19 protein-coding genes and 1 tRNA gene are annotated in these 23,052 nt (G+C 68.7%); 5 read left to right on the top strand and 15 right to left on the bottom strand.

The window, feature by feature from the left end; genetic code table 11:
• The first annotated feature begins 303 nt into the window (after positions 1-303).
• Positions 304-2,484, top strand: a complete 2,181-nt coding sequence (locus tag H0X95_RS12480) for an ornithine decarboxylase (protein WP_006488848.1) — start codon at positions 304-306, stop codon at positions 2,482-2,484.
• Between the two features lie 221 nt (positions 2,485-2,705).
• Positions 2,706-3,869 carry an MFS transporter gene (locus tag H0X95_RS12475; protein ID WP_059722646.1) on the top strand — a complete coding sequence of 388 codons (1,164 nt, stop codon included), beginning with the start codon at positions 2,706-2,708 and terminating at the stop codon, positions 3,867-3,869.
• A 35-nt stretch (positions 3,870-3,904) separates the two neighbouring features.
• Here the strand turns inward: H0X95_RS12475 and H0X95_RS12470 are convergent, their stop codons facing one another.
• From H0X95_RS12470 to H0X95_RS12435, 8 genes are all read right to left on the bottom strand, one after another.
• The gene (locus H0X95_RS12470; RefSeq protein WP_059722645.1) at positions 3,905-5,062 is read right to left on the bottom strand and encodes an iron-containing alcohol dehydrogenase; all 1,158 of its coding nucleotides are present in this window, start codon (positions 5,060-5,062) and stop codon (positions 3,905-3,907) included.
• A complete protein-coding gene (locus H0X95_RS12465) occupies positions 5,059-5,394 on the bottom strand; it encodes a putative quinol monooxygenase (RefSeq protein ID WP_034202541.1) in 336 nt (111 codons plus the stop codon). The genes H0X95_RS12470 and H0X95_RS12465 overlap by 4 nt, the downstream gene beginning before the upstream one ends.
• A gap of 28 nt (positions 5,395-5,422) precedes the next feature.
• Positions 5,423-5,998, bottom strand: a complete 576-nt coding sequence (locus H0X95_RS12460) for a glycerol-3-phosphate responsive antiterminator (protein ID WP_006488888.1) — start codon at positions 5,996-5,998, stop codon at positions 5,423-5,425.
• A gap of 5 nt (positions 5,999-6,003) precedes the next feature.
• Entirely contained in the window at positions 6,004-7,566 is a 1,563-nt protein-coding gene (locus H0X95_RS12455; protein WP_006495924.1) for an FAD-binding oxidoreductase, read from the bottom strand.
• On the bottom strand, positions 7,563-9,242 hold the full coding sequence (locus tag H0X95_RS12450; protein WP_006492899.1) for a glycerol-3-phosphate dehydrogenase/oxidase: 1,680 nt from the start codon (positions 9,240-9,242) through the stop codon (positions 7,563-7,565). The genes H0X95_RS12455 and H0X95_RS12450 overlap by 4 nt, the downstream gene beginning before the upstream one ends.
• Positions 9,243-9,260: 18 nt before the next feature.
• Positions 9,261-10,802, bottom strand: coding sequence for an FGGY family carbohydrate kinase (locus H0X95_RS12445; RefSeq protein ID WP_059722643.1), 1,542 nt, complete (start codon positions 10,800-10,802; stop codon positions 9,261-9,263).
• Positions 10,799-12,262 (bottom strand): MFS transporter, encoded by a 1,464-nt coding sequence (locus tag H0X95_RS12440; RefSeq protein WP_059722641.1) that lies wholly within the window; start codon positions 12,260-12,262, stop codon positions 10,799-10,801. The genes H0X95_RS12445 and H0X95_RS12440 overlap by 4 nt, the downstream gene beginning before the upstream one ends.
• Positions 12,263-12,502: 240 nt before the next feature.
• Positions 12,503-13,222: an SDR family oxidoreductase gene (locus H0X95_RS12435; protein ID WP_059722640.1), complete on the bottom strand. Its 720-nt coding sequence runs from the start codon at positions 13,220-13,222 to the stop codon at positions 12,503-12,505.
• 132 nt (positions 13,223-13,354) lie between these two features.
• Here H0X95_RS12435 and H0X95_RS12430 point away from each other — a divergent pair, with 132 nt between their 5' ends.
• From H0X95_RS12430 to H0X95_RS12420, 3 genes are all read left to right on the top strand, one after another.
• The gene (locus H0X95_RS12430) at positions 13,355-14,332 is read left to right on the top strand and encodes a LysR substrate-binding domain-containing protein (RefSeq protein ID WP_059722638.1); all 978 of its coding nucleotides are present in this window, start codon (positions 13,355-13,357) and stop codon (positions 14,330-14,332) included.
• Positions 14,333-14,446: 114 nt separating this feature from the next.
• Entirely contained in the window at positions 14,447-15,835 is a 1,389-nt protein-coding gene (locus H0X95_RS12425; RefSeq protein ID WP_034178302.1) for a nucleobase:cation symporter-2 family protein, read from the top strand.
• Positions 15,836-15,966: 131 nt separating this feature from the next.
• Complete coding sequence (locus H0X95_RS12420; RefSeq protein WP_006495929.1) at positions 15,967-16,392, top strand: NUDIX hydrolase; 426 nt, start codon at positions 15,967-15,969, stop codon at positions 16,390-16,392.
• 77 nt (positions 16,393-16,469) lie between these two features.
• Here H0X95_RS12420 and H0X95_RS12415 read toward each other — a convergent pair whose 3' ends face one another.
• From H0X95_RS12415 to fdxH, 7 genes are all read right to left on the bottom strand, one after another.
• Positions 16,470-16,682 carry a hypothetical protein gene (locus H0X95_RS12415; RefSeq protein WP_006488812.1) on the bottom strand — a complete coding sequence of 71 codons (213 nt, stop codon included), beginning with the start codon at positions 16,680-16,682 and terminating at the stop codon, positions 16,470-16,472.
• Positions 16,683-16,889: 207 nt separating this feature from the next.
• Positions 16,890-16,985, bottom strand: a tRNA-Sec gene (locus tag H0X95_RS12410).
• A gap of 41 nt (positions 16,986-17,026) precedes the next feature.
• Entirely contained in the window at positions 17,027-18,952 is a 1,926-nt protein-coding gene (gene selB / locus H0X95_RS12405) for a selenocysteine-specific translation elongation factor (RefSeq protein ID WP_059722636.1), read from the bottom strand.
• Positions 18,949-20,388: an L-seryl-tRNA(Sec) selenium transferase gene (gene selA, locus H0X95_RS12400; RefSeq protein WP_059722634.1), complete on the bottom strand. Its 1,440-nt coding sequence runs from the start codon at positions 20,386-20,388 to the stop codon at positions 18,949-18,951. The genes selB and selA overlap by 4 nt, the downstream gene beginning before the upstream one ends.
• Positions 20,389-20,461: 73 nt before the next feature.
• Positions 20,462-21,397 (bottom strand): formate dehydrogenase accessory protein FdhE, encoded by a 936-nt coding sequence (fdhE, locus tag H0X95_RS12395; RefSeq protein WP_006492897.1) that lies wholly within the window; start codon positions 21,395-21,397, stop codon positions 20,462-20,464.
• Positions 21,398-21,506: 109 nt separating this feature from the next.
• Positions 21,507-22,133 (bottom strand): formate dehydrogenase subunit gamma, encoded by a 627-nt coding sequence (locus H0X95_RS12390; RefSeq protein ID WP_006488816.1) that lies wholly within the window; start codon positions 22,131-22,133, stop codon positions 21,507-21,509.
• Positions 22,130-23,044 (bottom strand): formate dehydrogenase subunit beta, encoded by a 915-nt coding sequence (fdxH, locus tag H0X95_RS12385; RefSeq protein WP_006488883.1) that lies wholly within the window; start codon positions 23,042-23,044, stop codon positions 22,130-22,132. The genes H0X95_RS12390 and fdxH overlap by 4 nt, the downstream gene beginning before the upstream one ends.
• Between the last annotated feature and the right edge of the window lie 8 nt (positions 23,045-23,052).

The following is a 23,052-nucleotide window of genomic DNA, read 5'->3' as shown; positions in this document are numbered from 1 at the left end:
CATCATTGGATCATTTTTATGTGCGCCGCAGCACGCCAATTTCCGATTATTTGATCATGCTCATGCCGCAATGGCATTTCGATCCGGTCCGATTGAGTTCGTATGTTTTTGTTGCTACGATCGGCTGCGCCGGGCACCGCCCGATCGCGGCTGTGCCGCGCCGCACAAGGGCCCTGATGCAGTGCGCAATCGGCATTCGGCATTCGCGGGACCGTTTTCAATCGGCTGTAGCGCGTATCGGTTCGCGATTGCGTCCTGGCGCGAATACGGCTCCCGTTTCAGGTCATTTACCGGAGAGTTCGCGTGAGCCTGTTGAAAATCGCAGTCGAGCCGGCGCTGATCGGCGCCTTCCTCACCACGCACGAACAGGTCGACGTATTCCAGACCGATTTCACGAATATCGCGGCAATCGTCGTCGGAATCGATTCCGCGGAAAAGGTACTGAAAACCGTCGAAAGAACCGGTTTCGCGATTCCGTTCTTCGTCGCGGTCGAGCCCGACCAGGAAGTGCCGCCGTCGGTCCTGCCGAGCGCGAGCGGCGTGATCCAGCTTCGGCACGGCGGCCGCCATTACTACGGCCGGCAGATTTCCGCCGCCGCCGACATCTACAGCGAGAACCTGCTGCCGCCGTTCTTCAAGGTCATGCGCGAATACGTGCAGCGCGGCTACGTCGAATTCGACTGCCCGGGTCACCAGGGCGGCCAGTTCTTCTCGAATCATCCGCTCGGCCGGATGTTCTTCGATTTCTTCGGCGAAACGCTGTTTCGCGCGGACCTCTGCAACGCGGACGTGCGGCTCGGCGACCTGCTGATCCACGAAGGGCCCGCGCTGGAAGCGCAGCGCAACGCCGCGCGCATCTACAACGCGGACAAGACATACTTCGTGCTGAACGGCACGTCGACGTCGAACAAGGTCGTCACGAGCGCGCTGCTCGCGCCCGACGATCTCGTGCTGTTCGATCGCAACAACCACAAGTCGGTGCACCTCGGCGCGCTCGTGCTGTCCGGCGCGCGGCCGGTCTACCTCGAGACCGCGCGCAACGCGTGGGGCCTCATCGGCGGCGTCGACAGCGCGGCGCTCGGCGAGGCGCGCATTCGCGACGCGATCCGCGACGTCGCGCCCGAGCGCGCCGACCTGCCGCGCCCGTTCCGGCTCGCGGTGATCCAGCTGGGCACCTACGACGGCACGATCTACAACGCGCGCGAAATCGTCGACCGGATCGGCCATCTGTGCGACTACATCCTGTTCGATTCGGCGTGGGTCGGCTACGAACAGTTCATCCCGATGATGCAGGACTGCTCGCCGCTGATGCTGACGCTCGGCCCCGACGATCCCGGCATCTTCGTCACGCAATCGGTGCACAAGCAGCAGGCCGGCTTCTCGCAGACGTCGCAGATCCACAAGAAGGACAGCCACATCGAGGGCCAGAAGCGCTTCTGCGATCACCGGCGCTTCAACAACGCGTACATGATCCACGCGTCGACGAGCCCGTTCTACCCGATGTTCGCGGCGCTCGACGTCAACGCGCAGATGCACGCGGGCCCGGCCGGCAAGCGCCTGTGGCGCGACTGCGTCGCGCACGGCGTCGACGCGCGCAAGCTGCTGCTGAAAACCTGCCGCCAGATCCGCCCGTTCGTCCCGCAGCAGGTCGACGGCCGCCCGTGGGCCGACCATCCGACCGAGCAGATCGTCGACGACCTGCGCTTCTTCCGCTTCCATCCGGCCGACACGTGGCACGGCTTCGATGGCTATGCGGACGACCAGTATTTCGTCGATCCGTGCAAGCTGCTGCTGACGACGCCCGGCATCGATCGCGACACGCACGAATACGCGGCGTTCGGCGCGCCGGCGCCGATTCTCGCGCGCTACCTGCGCGAGCACGGCGTCGTGCCCGAGAAGGCCGACCTGTACACGATCCTGTTCCTGCTCACGCCATCGGAGAGTTTCGGCAAGCTGCAGCATCTGGTCGCGCACCTCGCGCAGTTCGAGCGCCATCTCGACCAGGACACGCCGCTGCGCGAAGCGATTCCGTCGCTGTGCGAAGCGTATCCGGAGCTGTACGGCACGATGCGCCTGCGGCAGCTGTGCCAGCGCATGCACGACTTCTACCGCAGCCACGACATGAAGCATCTGCAGAAACAGATGTTCCGGCGCGCGCAGTTCCCGAAGCAGGCGATGCTGCCGCAGGCCGCGAATGCCGAGCTGATCCGCAACAACGTCGAACTCGTGACGCTCGACCGCATCGAAGGCCGGATCGCGACCGAAGGCGCGCTGCCCTACCCGCCGGGCATCTTCTGCGTGGTGCCGGGCGAAGTGTGGGGCGGCCCGGCGCTCGACTACTTCCGCGCGCTCGAAGCCGGGATCAACGCGCTGCCGGGCTTCGAGCCGGAAATCCAGGGCGTGTACCTGCAGACGAAGCCGGACGGCACCAAGCAGGCATCGGCGTACGTGGTCGCGGCCGGCGCGGACGCGTCGCGCATGTAGGTCCGGTGGGCGGCTGCACGCCGCCCGCCGTCTGTTCCGGAGACGACCGCCCGGCGCCGCGACGGCCGCGCACCGGCACTTGCGCATGGTCCGACCGTGCGGTACCGTCCTCCTTTCCGGGATAACCGAAGCCTCGCCTCGAAACCCATCCGTCGATTCGATCCGATGCGGCCCCGCCCCTGCCCGGCGCCGTCGCATCGCGCGTACAGGAGGGGTTTGCGTTGGACGTTCGCGTGTATCTGCTGGCCGCCGCCGTGTTCCTGGCCGGCGTTGCCGAAAACATCTGCGTCGGTATCCTGCCGGCGATCTCCGCCGGCCTTCACGTGTCGATCGCCGCTGCCGGACAGCTCACCACGATATTCTCCGCCGTGTTCGCGCTCGCCGCGCTCGTGGCCGCCTCGTTCGTCGCACGGGTCGAACGGCGCACCGCGCTGCTCGCGGCGCTCGGCGCGTTCGCGGCCGCGAACCTGGGCGCCGCCGCGAGCCCCCGCTATGCGAGCCTGTTTGCCGCGCGCGTGCTGATGGCCGCGAGCTGCGCGACGCTGATCCTCGTCGCGACGCGCTTCGCGGCCGAACTCGCGCCGGCGTCGCAACGCGGCCGCGCGATCGGCATCGTGTTCATGGGGATCAGCGCGTCGCTCGTGCTCGGCGTGCCGATCGGGATGCGCATCACCGAATGGGCCGGCTGGCGCGCGGTGTTCGTGTCGATCGCGATGCCGGCGCTGCCGCTCGGAATCTGGCTCGCCCGCCGGCTGCCGCGCATGACGCCTGCCCCGATCGGCGCCTCCGGCGTGCCGTCGTATCGCGCCGTGCTGGCGCGGCCGCGGCTGCTGGCCGCGCAATGCGTATCGATCGCGATGATCGGCGGGCATTTCACGCTGTTCGCGTATCTCACGCCATATCTGCAGGCCGTGCTGTCGCCCGGCGCGGCCGCGCTCGAAGGGCTGTACGTCGCGTTCGGGATGGCCGGCGTGACCGGCGCGTGGCTCGGCGGGCTCTTCTCGGATCGGCTCGGCGCTTCGCGCGCGCTGTGCGCATGCCCGGCCGTGTTTCTCGTCGCGATGGCCGTGCTGCCGGCGGCCGGTGCGTCGCCGCTCGCATTCGTGCCGGCAATGATGCTGTGGGGCGGCATCAGCTGGTCGATCTCGCCGATCGTGCAGAACTATCTGATCCACACCGCGCCGTCGCTGGCCGGCGCGAGCGTCGGCATCAACGTGTCGGCGATGCATGCGGGTGTCGCGCTCGGGTCGGCGTTCGGCGGCGTACTGGTCGGGCGCAATGCACTGCTCGTTACACCGTGGGCCGGCTGCGTGCTGGTGGCCGTCGCGCTGGCATGCGCATGGGTCGCGGCACGGCCCGCGCGGCAGGTCGTGCGCGCGTCGTGAATCGTGCCGGGCGATGTGCTACACCGCCCGCCGTCTCACCACGCCTGCCGGTAAATCTCCAGCGCGTCTGCCTCGGTCACCTCGCGCGGATTGTTCACGAGCAGGCGCGTCTGCAGCATCGCGTCCAACGCCATCCTCGGCAGATCGGCCTCGCCGATGCCGACTTCGCGCAGCGTGCGCGGAATGCCCGTCGCGACGATCAGCCGGTCGATCTCGGCGATCAGCGCATGCGTTTTCGCTTCGTCGCTGCCGGTGGCCGACGGCGCGACGATGGCTGCCAGTTCCGCATACAGCGGCGCGGCGGCCGGCGCATTGAAGCGCAGCACGTGCGGCAGCACCAGCGCATTCGACAGCCCGTGCGGCACGTGGAAGATCCCGCCGACCGGATAGGCCAGCGCGTGCACGGCCGCGACCGGCGCATTCGCGAACGCCTGCCCCGCGAACATCGCGCCGACCAGCATCGCTTCGCGCGCGTGCCGGTTCCGGCCGTCGTCGCACGCGGCAAGCAGGTTGCGCGACAGCAGCGTCAGCGCGTGCGTGGCCAGCATGTCGGAGACCGGATTCTTCAGCCGTGCGGACGTATACGCCTCGATCGCATGCACCATCGCGTCGATGCCGGTGGCGGCCGTCGCCGCGCGCGGCAGGCCGAGCGTGAGTTCCGCGTCGAGGATCGCGACGTCCGCGAACAGATGCGGCGACACGACGCCCATCTTGCGCGCCTCGCCGACCGTGACGATCGACACCGCCGTGACCTCGGAGCCGGTGCCGGCCGTGGTCGGCATCTGCACGAGCGGCAGCCGCGCGCTCGCGACCTTGTCGACGCCGTACATGTCGGCCAGCGCCTGCTGCCCCGGCGCGAGCACCGCGATCAGCTTCGCGACGTCCATCGACGAGCCCCCGCCCAGGCCGAGCACGATCTCGGCATCGGCCGCGACGGCCCGCTCGGTCGCGTCCAGCACCACGTGCTCGGGCGGATCGGCGATCACGTCGTCGATCACGGTGACCTGCCAGCCGTGCGCGGCGAGGCTCTCCAGCGCGGGCGCGAGCACGCCGCTGCGATGCAGGAACGCATCGGTGACGACGCACAGCCGCGCGAGCGCCGGAAAGCGTTCGCGCAACAGCGCGCCGAGCCGGCGCGCAGCGCCGAATTCGACGATCTGCGTCGGCACGGTACGGAATTGAAACGGATTCATCGGGTGCCTCCCGGTGGCGTCGCCGTGCCGGTGTCCGGCTGCACCATGTAGCGCGACACGTCGCGGCGATCGAGCAACGGCATGATCGCCCCGATTCCGATCCGCTGAAAATGCGGCGTTTCCCGATGCGCGTCGAGGCCGTCCGCATCGCGGTAGCGCTCGAGGATCACGATGTGGTCGGGATGCTCCGGCGACCGGAAATACGCGTAGTCGAGGTTCTTGGGCTCGGCGCGCGTGGCCGGCGCGAGTTCCGCGAGCAGTTCGACCACGCGGTCGCCGTTGCCGGGTTTTGCGAAGTAATGCGCGATCACCTGCAGATACGGTTCGTTCATGCTGGGCTCCAGGTTCGACACAAGCCCGTCACGCCGACGGGTCGAAATTCCACCACGCGCTGTCGCTCGTCGATACCGCGACCGCGCCGTGCCGCCGCGCGCTGCGCACGTCGTCCGCGTTGCCGACGAAACCGGACGCGACGATCGGCGGCAGCGCCTGCCGGTCGGCTTCGCTCAGGTGCGCGAGCATCGGCGCCGGCATCAGCTGCACCAGGTTCGGATCGCTCTGCTCGATCGCCTTCACGCTGCGCGGCCACGTCGAACGGTCGGTCACGAACACCTTCTGCATCGTGATCAGCCCCGCGCGGTTCGCGCGCTGGATCGTCGCGACGCGCGTCGACACGACGCTCGCGACACCGATATCGGCCAGATACTCGACGCCGCCCTTGTCCTGGGACAGCCCGTCGCAACTGTCGATGTTGACGATCACGAACTTGCCGGCCCGGGCGAGCGCCGCGACCACCGCCTGCAAGCGCCGCAGGTCGACGTTCGCGACGATGCCGACCTCGGCCGCGCTGTCGACGAAGCTGTCGGCCTGCTCGACGCCGTACAGCGTGGCGATGACGGGATGACGGGCGAGACGCGCGCCCAGCGACTTGTCCATGACGTTTACCGGTCGACGTGCGGGCCGGTCTCGTCGCCGAGACCGAGCTTGCCGGGGTTGAGGATATGCTTCGGGTCGAGCGCGCGCTTCACCGCCCGCAGCACCGGAAACGCGGTGCCCAGCGAATCGCGCATGTACGGCGCACGCAACAGCCCGACACCGTGGTGATGGCTCAACGCCGCATTGTATTGGATCAGCACCGCGTTCGCCGCGTCCCACGCCGCGCGATACCACGCGGCCCGCTCGGCCACCGCGACGTCGCCGCGCAGCGAGAAATACAGGCACGCGCCGTCCGCGTACGCATGCGACTGGTGCGCGGACCCGGCCAGCGTGCCCGGCACCGCCTGCAACGCGGCCACCACGTCGCGATAGATCGCCGCGAGGTCGCGCCAGCGGCCGCACATTTCCAGCGTGTCGGCGACGAAGCCCGGGCTGCGCTTGAAGCCTTCCGCGCTCTTGCCGGTCAGGTAGCGGGTGTCGAGCCACTTCTCGAAGATCGCGTCGCCATCGAGCTTGTGCCCGCTCGCGTCGCCGACGCGCGCGCCGATCGCCATCACCGCATCGACCATCTCCGGCGCGCCCTCGTCGGCGATCAGCAACACGTTCGTGTCGGGCAGGCCGAACTGCACGCCGCTCTCGAGCGCGTCGTAGAGCCGAAGCGCCGCCGGATTCGCGCCGCGCTGCAGGATCTCGCGGCACGCGTCGAGGCCGGCCGCGAACGTGTCGAAACCGTACGCGAGCGCACGGCCGTAGTCCGGCAGCCGATGCAGTTTCAGGCGCGCACGCACGATGATGCCGAGCGTGCCTTCGCTGCCGATGAACAACTGCTGCAGATCCGGGCCGACCGCCGCGCGCGAATACCCGCCCAGCGTGACGAGGCTGCCGTCCGCGAGCACCACGTCCATGCCGAACACCATGTCCTCGATCTTGCCGTAGCGCGTCGACAGTTGCCCCGCGCCGCGGCACGCGATCCAGCCGCCCACGGTGCTGATCCCGAACGACGACGGCCAGTGCCCCATCGTCAGCCCGTGCTCGCGCTGCAGCGTGGCCTCGAATACGTCGCCGAACATGCCGGCTTCGACGTCGACGATCTGGCTCTCGGCGTCGACGCCGACCAGCCGGTTCAACCCGCACACGTCGAGCACGATGCCGCCGCGCACCGGCAGCGCCGCACCCGTCACGTTGCTGCGGCCGGCCGACGCCGTGACCGGCAGCGTCGCCGCGTGTGCGATGCGCATCACGGCCTGCACCTGCTCGACCGTCGACACGCGCACGACGACCGCGTGCGGCGTCGCGGGCCGGCCGCCCGTCTCCGCGACCATCGACGCGGCCCACCAGTCGCGCGTCCACACGACGACGTCGGCCGGCTGCACGAGCACCTCGTCGGCCACCGCGCGCAGCGCGTCGACCTGCTGCGGCGATACCGTGACCGGCGCCCGCTGCATGCCGGCCTCGACAGGCGCGCCGCCTGTCGCGGGCAGGTTCAGTGCGTAGGGCGGCGGCGTATGCGCGCCGACGACGTAGTTGCCGCGGTTGTAGCCGCGCTTGATGGCTTCCTTGCTGATCATCCGTTTTCTCCGATGAGGATGGCTTTTTCGAGTGCGACGGCGGCGACGTAGTCGCGCACCTGGCTGGCGACGGCCGCGTCGGACAAGCCGAGCTCCGCCTGAAGGATGGCGCCGACGCGCGGCGCGGCGCGTGCCGACGCGTCGCGCGCCATCAGCCGCGCGCGGGTGCGGCGCGACAGCACGTCGTCGACGCTGCGCGCGAATTCGTGGCGTACCGCATAGAGCACTTCCGCTTCGCTGTACGGCAGCCCTTCGACGATCGGCGCGAGCAGCGACGGCGTCGCATCGGCGAGGTCGCCGACGAAGCGCGCCTCGGTGCCGTAGCGTTCGCCGAGATGCGCGGCGAGCCCGCCCGATGCGACGATCGCCTGCGGGTCGTAGCCGGCCGCGCCGAGCAGGTACGCCGATTTCGTGCGGCAGCGCGTGCGGCGGCCGAGCAGCTTGCCGACCGTATCGATGGTCTGCTCGGCCATGTGCCGCGACGTCGTCAGCTTGCCGCCGACGATCGTCACGAGGCCGTCCGGCGCGACATGGATCTCGTGATTGCGTTTCATCTCGATCGTCTTGCCGCCGGGCGGCCCGACGAGCGGCCGGCATCCGGCGATGCTGCCGACCACGTCGTCCGCGCTCAGGTCGACTTTCAACGCGGAGCGCGCGCCTTCCAGCAGGAAATCGAGTTCCTGCCGCGTGCAGTGCACGTCGTCGAGATCGCCGTCGTAGTCCTCGTCGGTCGTGCCGAGATACGACACGTTGCCCCAGCGCGTGATCGTCGCGCGGCGGTTGCGGCCCGGCACGGGGATCGTCACCGTGCAGTCGTTGCGGATCTTCAGCCACGGAATAGCGACGTGCACGCCCTTCGCGGGCCGCACTTGCAATCCAGATGCGTCGCCCTTGCGTGCACCGGTCCAGTCGCGCAGCCACACGCCGGTCGCCATCACCACCACGCGTGCCCGCACGCGCCGCTCGCGGCCGTCGGCGTGCACGATCGCGCCGTCGACCTTGCCGTGGCCGTCGCGCGTCAGTTCCACCACGCGTGCATGATTCGCCACCGCCGCGCCATGGAACGCGGCCGTGCGCACGAGGTTCAGCGTCAGGCGCGCATCGTCGACGCGCGCGTCGAAGTACAGGAAGCCGCCCGTCAGGTAGGTTTCGTTGAAGGTCGGGCAATGCGACAACACCTCGGCCTTGGTCAGCTTCTGGTGCAGGATGCCCTCGCGCCAGCCGCCGGCGATGTCGTAGGTCCACAGCAGGCTTTCGAAGGCTTTCGCGAGACGCCGGTCGAACACGCCCTCGCGCTCCATCACCGGGAACAGGAACGGCAGCCGCTGCACGAGATGGCGCGCGTTGCGCCGCAACCGCTGCCGCTCGAGCAGCGAATGGCGCACGAGCCCGAGATTGCCCTGCTCGATGTAGCGCAGTCCGCCGTGCACCATCTTCGACGATTTCGACGACGTGCCCGACGCGAAATCGCTCTTCTCGACGAGCGCGACGCGCAGCCCGCGCAGGCTCGCGTCGAACGCCGCGTAAGCGCCCGTCACGCCGCCGCCGACGATCAGTACGTCGAACGTATCCGTCTCGAGTCGCGCCAGATGCTCGTCGCGGTTCACGCGTAGCGGCTCCGTGGCCGTCATGCCGGCCCGGTCCGTGCGGGGTTTTCTGGATGGCAAAAACATCATGCTGGTCGTTCTCCGTGCTTACGCATGAGCAAAATCGGCCGCGTGCGCGAGCTCGGACGCGATCCGCGCATGCCAGGCCGCGCGCCGCCGCTGCCGGCTGTCCGCATCGATCGACGGTTCGAAGACGGCGTCGGTGACGAGCGTCGCACGGGCCGCCTCGAGCGATTCCCACAGCAACCCCGACGCGCCCGCGAGAAACGCCGCGCCGCGCAGGCTCGCGCGATCGCCGTCGCGCATCCGGCGCACCGGCACGCCGCTCACGTCGGCCTGGATCTGCAGCAGCGTGTCGCTGCCCGCGAGGCCGCCGCCGACGATCAGCTCGGACACGCCGGCCCGCGCGACCGCCTCGTTCGCCTCCATGCACGACGCGACCGAATGCGCGATGCCTTCGAGTACCGCATGCGCGACCTCGGCCTGGGTCGTCGCGATCGAGATGCCGGACAGCAGCGCACGCGCGTTCGGCTCCATCCTCGGCACGCGCAGGCCGGTGAGCGCCGGCACGAAGGTCACGCCGCGCGCCGACCCCACGGTGCCAGCCAGCGCGCTGATCTGCGCGGGGTCGTCGAACCAGCGCAACTTTTCGCAGACCCAGCGCAACGCCGAGCCGGTCGTCGCGACGAAGGTTTCGAGCGAGTAATGCGACACGCCGCCGTGCCGCCGCGCGGTCATCGCCAGCGTGCCGTCGTGTGCGTGGCCGGGTTGCGCATGCGATCCGGCGTCGGGGCGCGCCGTCCCCGTCAGCAGGTCGACGAAGCTGCCGGTGCCGTGCACGCACATCGCCTGGCCGCGCTCGACGCAGCCGAGGCCGACCGCGCCCGCGAACTGGTCGCCCGCGCACGCGAGGATCGGCACGTCGATGCCGAGCACGTCCGCGCGCGTGCGGCCGAACGCGTCGGCGTCCTCGCGCAGCGCCGGCAGCAGTTCGCGCGGAAAGCCGAGTGCGTCGAGCCACGGGTCGAAATAGCGATGCTCGCCGAGCAGGTACGCGCTGGCGGACGTCGCGTTGGTCGGCGTCGTCATGCACGCGCGTGCCTCGGACAGATGCCACAGCAGCCACGTGTCGATCGTGCCGAACGCGAGACGGCCGGCGCGATGCGCATCGGCCACCGCGCGCGACGTACGCAACTGGTGCACGGCCCACAGATACGGCGAGCGCACCCCCGCCGGCCGGCCGACCTGCGGCACCAGCACGCGGTCCCAGTCGGCCGCGAGACGGTCGAGCTCGGCCGCATGGCGCGTGTCCTGCCAGACCATCGCGGGCACGAGCGCGCGCCCGGTCCGCGTGTCCCACAGCACGGCGGTCGCACGCTGCGTCGCGAGCGCCAGCGCGACGATGCGCACGTGCTGTTGATGCGCCTGCGCGAGCGTCGCACGGCAGACGGCGAGCGTCTTGTCGAGGATCGCGTTCGCGTCCTGTTCGACGACGCCGGGCTGCGGGCTCTCGACCGACAGCGGCAGGTATTCCAGGCACGACACGTGGCCGCTCGCGTCGACGAGCGCGGCGCGCGTGCCGGACGTGCCTTCGTCGATCGCGAGAATGGCGTTTCGGGATTCGGTCATCGCTGCGTTTTCTCGATGGCGGGTTTCAGGAAGGCCGACGTGGCGCGCGCGTCGTCGCCGAAGTGCGGCGCGTCGGGTTCGTTGTCGGGATTGACGGTGGTGCGGGTCGGATCCCAGCGGATCGCGAAACAGATCGCGCTGGCCACGCACGGCACGATCGCGAGGATCAGGAACGTGTGTTCGAGGCCGTAGCGCGCACGAAACAGCGGAAAGACCAGCAGGCCGAGCGCCGCGCCGATCGAGCCGAGCGCCCCGACGATGCCGTTCGCACCCGCGCGCAATTCGCCGCGAAACGACAGCGACGACAGGCTCTTGCCGTTCGCGCCGGGGCCGGCCGAGTGGAACAGGATGAACAGCGACGGCACGACCACCGACAGCCACAGCGGCATGCGCGCATGAAACAACCCGAGCGCAACCAGCATCACGCAGACCGCCGCGAAGCCGAACGCCGACGCGCGACGCAGCCCGACACGGCGGCCGACCGCCGACGACGAGAAGCCGCCGACGATCCCGAACAGGTTGAACACGAGCGCGCCGAGCGTCGCGTAGACGAAGTCCTTGCCGAACAGCGCCGCGCTGATCAGCGGCAGGTACCAGCCGATCGCGAAGTATTCGATCGACTGGCCGATCTGCACGGTCGCGGCCAGGATCGTGCGCGGCAGGTAGACGCCGCGAAAGATCAGCAGCACGTTCGCGAGGCCGCGCGTGGCCGGATTGACGATGGGAGTACGTTCATGCGCGGGCGCGGCGACGAATGGCTGCCCGTAGATGCGCGTCATCGCGCGCGCCGCCTCGTCGAGCCGCTCCTTGCGGGCGAGCCAGATCGGGCTTTCGACGAGGAATGCGCATTGCAGCGCGAGGATCGCGATGCCGAACACGGCGGTCGCCGCCACCGAGTAGCGCCAGATCGAATCGCCGACCTGCCAAGCATGAAACAGCAGCGCGAGCAGCAGGTTCAGGCACACGGCCGTGTACCACATGCCCTGCCAGGTATTGAGTCGGCTCTTCAGGCGGCCCGGCGTGAATTCCGCGAGCATCGCCATCGCGATCGCGAAGTCGATGCCGTACGCCATCCCGACGAAGAAGCGGCCCGCGAGAATCGTATTGAAATCGGGCGCGAACACCACCAGCAACGCGCCGATCACCGACAGCAGCTTCGCGGCGATCAGCGGCCGCACGCGGCCCCAGCGGTCGGCCATCCAGCCGCCGATCGGGTTGAACGCGATCGCGACCCACGACGCGAACGACGTCATCCATGCGACCTGTGCGGCCGACAGATGCAATTCGTGCGTCATCGGCCCGAGGCCGGCACTCAATGCCGAGTTGGAAAATGCGTCGAGAAACAGCCCGCCGAGCGACAGCCACCAGACGAGTCCCGCCCTGCCCGCGATACCGGGGCGCGTGTCGAGAAAGGAGATGACGTCTTCAATGCCATGAAGCTTGACCGCGATCGTTTGCACAATCGGCCTCCGTATATTTGTTCTGTAAGAGGCTCGACATTGCAGATGCGATCGACGCATGGAGAGACCATCTTACAGATAGTCTCTTATCTAGATCTGCCTGAGCAATTTACGGCGGGCAGCGCGCCGGTGTCAAGCGCGGTCGGTTGTGCGATGCAGCGACGCGCACGTCGGCGCTCCCGGCAATTGTTGCGTACGCAACCTCATCTCCCGGCTGGCCGCGCGCGGTCAGCCACCTGTTCACCACGGCACCGTGCGCCCCAGATAGTCGAGGTATTCGAGCCCGGGCCGCGCCCGCTTCGCGAGCAGCACGTCGACGAGGCTCGGCACGCTTTCGTCGATGGTCAGGCGTGCGTCGGGCCCGCCGAGTTCGGTGCGGACCCAGCCGGGCGCCATCAGCGCCATCGCGCGGCGCGTATCGGCCTGACGCGCCGCGAAGCTGCGCATGAACTGGTTCAGCGCGGCCTTGCTGCCGCGATAGACCTCGCGCATGCCGCTGACGTTGTTCGCGACGCTGCCCTGCCCCGACGACATCGCGCCGATCAGCCCGTCGTCGGTCACCAGATCCTGCAGCGTCTCGATCGCGCGCATCGGCGCCAGCGCATTCGTGATCATCACGCGTACGAATTCGTCGGTCGTCACTTCACCGATCGTTTCGTTCGGATCGTTGGTCGTGCCCGCGTTCACGAACAGCATGTCGAAGCGCCGGCCCGCCAGACGCTCGCGCAGCGCGGCCAGTTGCGCGGGCGCGCAGATGTCGAGCGTGCCGATCTCGAGCCGGCCGTCGAACCGCTCGGCCAGCTCGTGCAGCTGCGTGCGCCCCGATCCTGCGCGCACGGTCCCCGTCACGTTCCAGCCCTTGTTCAGGAAGGCCTCCGCCATCGCGAGCCCGAGGCCGCGCGACGCCGCGACGAGGAGGATCGCGGGCGCGTTGCGTCGATTCGATTCAGTCGATTGCATGGTTTTTGCGTTTACCGTGTTCGTCATGCACCCACTATAGGCGTGCACCATGACAGGCGCCAGACGCACCGAATGCAATCCATCGTTGCATCAAACGCCATGTCACACCTCGCAGTGGCGTATCCTGTCCACATGGGAAACATCGACCTGAACCTCGTCACCGCGCTCGACGCGCTGCTGTCGGAGAGCAGCGTGACCGGCGCCGCGCGCCGGCTGGGCCTGAGCACGTCCGCGATGAGCCGCACGCTCACGCGGCTGCGCGCCGCCACCGGCGATCAACTGCTCGTGCGCGCCGGGCGCAGGCTCGTGCCGACCCCGCACGCAACCGCGTTGCGCGACCGCGTGCATGCCGTCGCGAGCGACGCGCGCGCCGTGCTGCGGCCGGCGACGGCCGACGTCGACCTCGCGACGCTCACGGCCACGTTCACGATCCGGGCGGCCGCGTCGTTCATGGAAATGCTGGCCGGCCCGGTCGTGGCCGCGCTGGCCGACGTCGCGCCGCACGTGCGTATCCGCTTCGTCCCGAAGCTCGACAGCGATCCGCAAGCGCTGCGCGACGGCACCGTCGACCTGCAAATCGGCAAGCGCGGCGACGACGCGCCCGAGCTGCACACGCGGATGCTCTTTCACGACTGGCACGTCGCGGTGGCGCGCGTCGGGCATCCGCTGTTCGCGTCGGCCCGGATCACGCCCGCGCGCTATGCAGCCTGCCGTCACGTCATCGCGGCCCAGTTCGGCGATTTCGACGGACCGGCCGACGACTCGACCGGCCAGGCCGGCCCGGGCCCCGCCGTGCACGTCGTCGTGCCGGGCTATCCGGACGCGATGCGTGTCGCGGCCAGTACCGACCTGGTCGCGCTGGTGCCGCGCTCCAGCCTCGGCAACGCGTGCTCGCCGGGGCTCACCGACGCGCTCGGGCTGCGCAGTTTCGAGATCCCGGTCCGCTTGCCGGCGATCCTGGTGTCCGCGCTGTGGCATCCGCGCATGCACGGCGACCCCGTGCATCGCCGCCTGCGCGATGCGGTCATCGCCGTCTGCCAGCGCGCGTATCCGGATTCGCGCCCGCCACGCACGACGACGCGCGGCAAAGCAACGCGCGCAGCGGGCTGACGTCGCGCGGCTCACGCCAGCCGGCCGCCGTCGACTATTGCGGCACGGCCGGGCGGCGCCGGCGGGCCCTTCGGCTAAAATGCCGCACTTTCCACCTTGTCCGGCCCGCTCGCCATGCAACCCGCCTCCTCCGCCCAATCCGCCTCCCATGGCGCCGACGCCGCAGAATCGGCCCGCGACCTCGTCTACGGCCCGAACGACCGGCCGGCGCCGATGGTCGCCTTCGTCGCCGCGCTGCAGCACCTGCTGGCGATCATCGTGCCGATCGTCACGCCGGGCCTGCTGATCTGCCAGGCGCTCGGCGTGTCCAGCCGCGATACGACCCTGATCGTGTCGATGTCGCTCGTCATTTCCGGCATCGCCACCTTCGTCCAGTGCAAGCGCTTCGGCCCGCTGGGCGCCGGCCTGCTGATCGTCCAGGGCACCAGCTTCAACTTCGTCGGCCCGCTGATCGCCGGCGGCAGCCTGATGGTCAAGCAAGGCACGCCGGTCGAGACCGTGATGGCCGCGATCTTCGGCGTCGTGATCGCGGGGTCGTTCGTCGAGATGGGCGTGTCGCGCATCCTGCCGTTCGTGAAACGCCTGATCACGCCGCTCGTCACCGGCATCGTCGTGCTGCTGATCGGCCTCACGCTGATCAAGGTCGGCCTCATCAGCATGGGCGGCGGCTACGGCGCGATGGCCAAGGGCACGTTCGCGAGCGCGGAGAACCTCACGCTGTCGGGCCTCGTGCTCGGCACGATCATCCTGCTGAACCGCGTGCCGGTCGTCTGGGTGCGCAGCACCGCGCTCGTCATCGCGCTTGCGATCGGCTACCTCGCGGCCGCGTTCCTCGGCCGCCTCGATTTCACCGGCATGCACCAGGCCGCGCTGTTCCAGGTCCCGACGCCGCTGCACTTCGGCATCGGCTTCTCGTGGGCGCTGTTCGTGCCGATGCTGATCATCTATCTCGTCACGTCGCTCGAAGCGATCGGCGACGTGACGGCCACCAGCAAGATCTCGAACGAGCCGGTCGAAGGGCCGGTGTGGATGCAGCGCATCAAGGGCGGCGTGCTCGTCAACGGCGCGAACTCGCTGCTGGCCGGCGTGTTCAATACGTTCCCGAGCTCGGTATTCGCGCAGAACAACGGCGTGATCCAGATCACCGGCGTCGCGAGCCGCTACGTCGGCATCTGGATCGCGGGCATGCTGGTGGTGCTCGGCCTGTTCCCGGTCGTCGCCGGCGTGCTGCAGGCGGTGCCGGAGCCGGTGCTCGGCGGTGCGGCGATGGTGATGTTCGGTGCGGTGGCCGCGTCGGGCATCAACATCCTCGCGGGCGTCCACCTCGACCGCCGTGCGCTGCTGATCATCGCGGTGTCGCTCGCGCTCGGCCTCGGCGTGTCGCAGGTGCCGGACATTCTGAACAGCCTGCCGCATGCACTGAAGAACGTACTGGAATCGGGCGTGGCGACGGGCGGCATCTGCGCGCTCGTGATGAACTGGTTCCTGCCGGAAAAGAAGTAAAGGCAAACGCGGCACGAACCGCATGACGGCGCGGCACGCATAACGGGCCGCGTCGTTCGACCGTCGTCCGCGAACGTCAAATCGGGTCAGGCTGCCTTGGCCGATCGATCCGCGCTGGTTAGAATGGCTCCATGCCCCAAACGCGAGCGCCCACTCCCTCCGCCGAAACGAGCGCCGTCCCGATCAAGGAACGCGCGACCGTCGTCTGCTACCGCGACGAGCAAGTCCTGCTCGTCGCGCGTGCGTCGTCGCGCTGGGCGCTACCGGGCGGCACGATCAAGCGTGGGGAGACGCCGCTCGAAGCCGCGCATCGCGAGTTGTGCGAAGAAACCGGTGTGACCGGCCAGCATCTCGTGTACTCGATGCAGTTCACCGGGCTCGCAAAAATCCATCACGTGTTCTTCGCGGAAGTCGGCCCGGACCAGACGCCGCAAGCGAACAACGAGATCGAGAAATGCAAGTGGTTTCCGATCGACGGTGTCGATGCGCTGCGCGCAAGCATCCCGACGAAACGGATCGTCGAACTCGTCTACAACCACGAAATCCGTAAAGCGTAGACATCGGCGCGGCGAACGCATGCACGCGCAGCCGGCGAACTCGAGTCAATTTTCGTGGATCAGCGGCACGCGTGCGCTCAATGCGAGCGCTTTCTTCGCAGTTCGTGCGTGGAATAGACGACGAGGAAAACGCCTAGCATCGCGACGCCGGACGCCATGAAGTCGTTCGCGCTTCCCGAGCCGTGCAAGGATTGCGGGAAGATGCCGAGACTCAACCCTGCCGCCGCGAGAAACAATCCTGCAGCCACACCCCAGATCGGTCCGGCGGTCTTTTCGATTTTATTTTTCATACAGCACCCGTCTACAGTCATGACCTGAACGGTATCGGCAAAAACGCGCGCGTCTACCTTCAGTCATTTCACTATAGCCGGGAAATAATTCCCGCACTTCTAGTGCTTTTCCCGATCAAGTTTGCGCGGTCGCGGCCGTTGCGCGATGCGGGCGCTCGACGCGGGCGCGCGCAGTCCGAAGCATGCCGAGTCGAGAGAAAAACGAGGTGGCGGAAGGCAGCAGGAGTCGAACCTACCCAGGAGCGTCTGACGCCCCTAACCGGGTTTGAAGCCCGGCCGTACCACCGGATACGAATGCCTTCCGTGGGGAAAAGAATCAAAAGAGCGAGAAGAACGACGAGCGCCTACGCCTGAATACCCACCCAACCGCTGTCAGGCCGCAGGTAGTGAAGATCGCGGTGGAAGCGAGTATACCCAACCCGATCGAAGAACTCGAGAATCTGGATCGCGCGCTTGCGACCGAGCCCCGTCGCGTCGCGGAACGTCGCGGCATCGAGCCCGCCGCCGCGCGACGGCGCGAGATGCGCGACCAGTTCCGCCAGCTCGCGTGCGACGTCCGCGTGATAGAACAGGTCGCGCACGACCTGGTGCACGTCGCCGCGCCGCGCGAGCTTGCGCAGCAGCGTGCGCACCGCGTCCTCGGCCACGCCCGTGTCGCGAGCCAGGTCGCGCACCCACGGCGGATCGAAGCGCCCCGCGTGGATCAGCGGCAGCAGTTGCTGCGCCAGCGCTTCCTCGCGCGGCTCGAGGCTCACCGAATGCGACGGCAGATGCAGCCACGGCCCGCTGCGCACGACCTCGCCGCCCGCCACCAGCGCCTCGACGAGCGCGCGCCACAGCGCATCGCCGACGAGCGGCGCCGCCATCCGCCGCAAGCGCGCAGCGTCGAGCCCCTGCTCGTCGGGCATGCGCTCGTGGTACGCGCGCAGCGTATCGACCGCCCGTGCCTGCAACGCACGCCAGTGCGCCCGCGAAATCACCGCGCCTTCATTCGACGCGGCATCGCGCTGCCCGATCGCCAGCGCGTCGTCCGGCAACGCCAGCGCATCGGGTGCGAATCCCGTCAGATGCGTGAGCGTCGCGCGTGGCATGCCGAGCGGCGCCTGCGCCAGCAGTGCATCGAGGCGCCCTTCGTCGAGCCACGCGGCGAGCGCATCGAGCCACGCACGGCGCGCCGGCGTGCGGCGCTTGCGCGCCGGCCCGAACGGATCGAGCACGCGGCCGCCGCCGACGGTGCGCGTTGCTTGCGGATTGCGAACGATGAAGCGGTCGCCCGGCAGCGCGAACACCGGTTCGTCGAACACCAGTTGCACGCGCATCCGCTGGCCGGCCGCGAGCGTGTCGCCGTCGAGCAGCGCGACGTGAGCCACGCGATGCAGCGTGCCGAGATGCACATGCAGCGGCGCCCAGTGCGTCAACGTCAGCCCCGCGTCCGCGAGCAACGTCAGTTCGACATCGAGGCGCGGCGACGTCGCGACGAGCCGCGCATCGGCGACGGTATCGCCCCGCTCGACGTCGGCCTTGTCGACGCCGGCCAGATTCAGCGCGCAACGCTCGCCCGCGCGGCCGGCCTCGACCGGCCGGTTCTGCGCATGGATGCTGCGCACGCGGGCCGCGCCGCCGGTGCGCACGATCGCGAGCGTGTCGCCGGTCGCGACGCGGCCCGCGAACGCGGTACCCGTCACGACGGTGCCCTGCCCGGCGAGCGTAAACACACGATCGACCGCGAGCCGGAACAGGCCGTCATCGCGACGCGCGCGCCACGCGATCGCCGCGTCGGCCAGGTGCCGCTTCAGCGCGGCGACGCCCGGATCGTCGGCCACCGTCGCGCGCGTTTCGGAGATCGGCACGCCGGCGAGCGTCGAATCGTGCAGCCACGCGGCGATCTCGTCGCGCACCTCGGCGACCCGCGCGGCATCGACGCGATCGCATTTCGTCAGCGCGACGGCACCATGCGTGACGCCGAGCAATTGCAGGATCGCGAGATGCTCGCGCGTCTGCGGCATCACGCCGTCGTCCGCGGCAATCACGAGCAACGCGAAGTCGATGCCGCACGCACCGGCCGCCATCGTGTGGATCAGCTTCTCGTGGCCCGGCACGTCGATCAGGCCGAGCACGTCTCCATTGTCGAGCGGCGTATACGCATAACCCAGCTCGATCGAGATGCCGCGCGCCTTCTCTTCCTTCAGCCGATCGGTGTCGACGCCCGTCAGCGCACGCACGAGCGTGGTCTTGCCGTGGTCGATGTGTCCCGCGGTCCCGACGATCATGCGGCGGGCCCCGCGAGCGGCACGCATTGCGCGACGAACGCCGCTTCGTCGGCCGCTTCGACGCAGCGCAGGTCGAGCCGCAGCGCGTTGTCGGCCACGCGGCCGATCACCGGGCGCGGCCATTCGCGCAGGCGTTTCTCGAGCTGCGCGAGCGCGCGGCCGCTGCGCTTGCCGTCCGCCGAGCGCACGACGAGCCCGGCGCTCGGCAACTGGTCGACCGGTAGCGCGCCGCTGCCGATCTGGCTGAACATCGGCTCGACCGTCACGTCGAAACCGCTGCCGAGCGCGGCCTGGAACGCCGGACGCACGCGTTCGGCGGCCTCGGCGATCTCGCGCTGCGGGCGCGTCAGCAGGCGCAGCGTCGTGAGCCGGTCGCGCAGGAATTCGGGCGACTGATACAGCCGCAGCACGGGTTCGAGCGCCGCGAGCGTCAGCTTGCCGACGCGCAGCGCGCGCTTGAGCGGATGCTTCTTGATCTTCGCGACGAGTGCGCGGTCGCCGACGATCAGGCCGGCCTGCGGCCCGCCGAGCAGCTTGTCGCCGCTGAACGTGACAACGTTTGCGCCGGCGGCGACGGTTTCCTGCACGGTCGTCTCGTGCGGCAGGCCCCATTGCGACAGGTCGGCGAGCGTGCCGCTGCCGAGATCGACGGCGACCGGCACCCCGCGCTCGCGTGCGAGCGGCGTGAGTTCGGCGAGCGTCGTCTCCTTCGTGAAGCCGCTGATCGCGTAGTTGCTGCAGTGCACCTTCATCAGCAGCGCCGTGCGCGGGCCGATCGCGGCCGCGTAGTCGTGCAGGTGCGTGCGGTTGGTCGTGCCGACCTCGTGCAGCTTCGCGCCGGCACGGCTCATGATGTCGGGGATCCGGAACGCCCCGCCGATCTCGACCAGCTCGCCGCGCGACACGACCACTTCCCGCTTCGTCGCGAGCGCCGACAGCGTCAGCAGCACGGCCGCCGCATTGTTGTTGACGACGGTCGCGGCCTCCGCGCCCGTCAGTTCGCACAGCAGATCGTCGATCAGGTCGTCGCGATCGCCGCGGCGGCCGGTCGCGAGGTCGAACTCGAGGTTGACGGGCCGCGTGAGCGCGTCGACCACCGCGCGCACCGCGTCGTCGGGCAGCAACGCGCGCCCGAGGTTCGTGTGCAGCACGGTGCCGGTCAGGTTGAACACGGTGCGCACGGCGCCCGCGCTCTGCGCGGCCAGCGTGCGCGCGACGGCCGCTGCGATGCGCGGCTCGTCCAGTGGCTCGGCCGCCGCGGGATCGTGCTGCGCGGCCGTGCGCCAGCGTTCCAGTTCGGCGCGCACCGCGTTCAGCACACGCGTGCGGCCATAGTCGTCGATCAGCGGTTGCAACGGTGTCGACGACAGCACGCGCTCGACGGACGGCACACGCGCCAGCACGGCATTCAGTTCATTCACACCCGGTTCGGTCACGTCGTCGTGGCTCCAGTCTCATGCTTCGCAGTCGGCCGGGCCGGCGCTCGCGCCCCGCCCCGGCCCCGTGCCGTCAGTCCGCTTCGCGCGACACGTCCGGCCACAGCAGCGGGTTCGGCGAACTGCGCTGGTAGCCGGCCTCGTTCATCAGCAGGTCGAGCGTGAGACTCGCGAGATCGTCGGCCAGCGGCTCGAACTCGTAGTCCTTCTCCTGATAGCCGATCTTGCGATAGGTCTTGCACTCGTCGCACGATTCGGCCTTGATCGCTTCGCTGCCGCCTTCGATCCCGTGATACGCGATGCCTTTCGTCGAATCGCAGTGCGAGCACTTGGTACGCACCATGTGCCACTCGGTCGTGCACAGCCCGCACTGGAGGAAACGGTAGCCCTGATACTGGCCGCCGACCCGCACGACGCTCGCGACCGGATGCGTGCCGCACACCGGGCACAGCCCCGGCTGGTCGAGATACGGGACATCGGTCGGCGTCACGCGGCTCGCGAGGTCCGTCCACGCGACCTGCAGCGCGGCCATCAGGAACGGCGCGGTGGCCGGGTCGACCTCGGCGAAGCGCAGCGCGAGGATCGCGTCGGCCTGTGCGTCAAGCTCGGCGGGCGCCATCAGGCGCAGCCGGTCGAGCAGCTTCGCGAGTTGCGGATTGACGAGCCCCGCGCTTTCGACGCGGTCGAGCAATTCATACAGCACGGCGCGCCAGCGCGCATCGCGCTCGCCGTCGAGCGCCGGCACGAGCGGCATCGAATGTTCCTGTGCGCGTGCGATCGCTTCCTTCGACGGCAGCGGCAGCTCCAGCGCTTGCAGCGTCGCGTGCTGCGCGTCGGCGACGGTGGCCATCAGCCGCAGGTAGCCGCTGATCGGGTTCAGGTCGGCAAGCTTGCGCAGCCGCGCGGCGCGCGCCGCGAACGCGGTCGCGCGCTCCGGCAGGCGAAAGCGCGGAATGGCCGAATGATCGAGTGCCGAGATCTCGGTCGGTTCGAGAATGCGTTGTGTCACGAAAATTTCTTCCAAAAAACAAGCGCCGACGAATCGGCGCTCTTCAGGCGATTCCGGCGGTTGGCGGAGCGGTACGCCGCAATCGGCGTACCGCTTCCGCTCCGGTGCGTTATTTCACGCTTTCACGGAACCACTTCGGGTGATGCTTGCGGGCCCAGCCCAGCGTGACGGTGCCGCGCACCATCGCGCCGATCGAACCCTTCACCCACAACGCCGCGTAAATGTGCACGATGATGCTCGCGATCAGCACGAAGGCCGCCACGGCATGCACGACAGCGGCCGCGCGGATCACCCCGATCGGGAAGTAGAACGAGAAATAGCGCCGCCAGATCACGATTCCCGACAGCAGGAGCAGCAACAGGCACGCCACCAGCGTGAAGAATAGCAGCTTCTGTCCGGCGTTATAGCGCCCGACCGGCGGCAGCTTGTCTTCCTGGTTGGTCAGCACGTCGCCGATCTGCTTCAGCCATTGGCGATCGTCCGCATCGAGCGCATTGTGGTGCCAGAACCGCACCACGAGAATCGCGAACGACACGAACATCACGAGACCGACGAACGGATGCAGGATCCGCGTCCACTGGCCGCCGCCGAACAGCGCGGTCAGCCAGAACATCGACGGATGGAACAGCGCGAGCCCGGACAGCGCGAGCAGCACGAACGTGATCGCGGTGATCCAGTGGTTCGTGCGCTCGTTCGGCGTGTAGCGGACGATCAGGTTGGGGTCGTCGTGGCTCATTTCGCGTCCTCCTTGATGCGTCGTGCCTCGTCGCGGGCAGCGGCTTCTTCCTCGTCGGTGACCTCGTTCGGACCGACCCGCGTGTAGTGGAAGAACCCGGCCAGCGCGGTCAGCGCGAGGCCGGCGACCGCGAGTGGCTTCGCGATGCCCTTCCACAGCTTCACCATCGGGCTGATCGACGGATTGTCGGGCAGACCGTGATACAGCGACGGTTTGTCCGCGTGGTGCAGCACGTACATCACGTGCGTGCCGCCGACGCCCTGCGGGTCGTACAGCCCCGCATGCTCGAAGCCGCGCTCCTTCAGGTCCTCGATCCGCTCGGCCGCGTGCTGCTTCATGTCCTCCTTGGTGCCGAACACGATCGCGCCCGTCGGGCAGGTCTTCACGCAGGCCGGTTCCTGGCCGACCGCGACGCGGTCGGAACAGAGCGTGCACTTGTATGCGCGATGATCCTTCTTCGAGATCCGCGGCACGTTGAACGGGCAACCGGTCACGCAGTAGCCGCAACCGATGCAGTTCTCCTCGTGGAAGTCGACGATCCCGTTGTTGTACTGCACGATCGCGCCCGGCGACGGGCATGCCTTCAGGCAGCCCGGATCCTCGCAGTGCATGCAGCCGTCCTTGCGGATCAGCCACTCGAGGTCGCCCGCCGGGTTCTCGTATTCGGAGAACCGCATGACCGTCCACGAATGCTCGGTCAGGTCGGCCGGGTTGTCGTACACGCCGACGTTGGTGCCGACTTCGTCGCGCAGGTCGTTCCACTCCATGCATGCCGTCTGGCATGCCTTGCAGCCGATGCACTTCGATACGTCGATCAGCTTCGCGACGCTCCCGGTCACCGGTTCGCGCACCGTGGGCGGTGGCGTCGTGGTGGCCGAGACGCGCTTGATATCCAGCGATTGCAATGCCATCTCTTCCC

Origin of the sequence: Burkholderia sp. 9779_493, from assembly GCF_015712215.1 — a bacterium.
Lineage (GTDB): Bacteria > Pseudomonadota > Gammaproteobacteria > Burkholderiales > Burkholderiaceae > Burkholderia > Burkholderia cenocepacia.
Note: the sequence above shows the minus strand (reverse complement) of the source record. Positions and strands in the feature narration are given on the sequence as shown.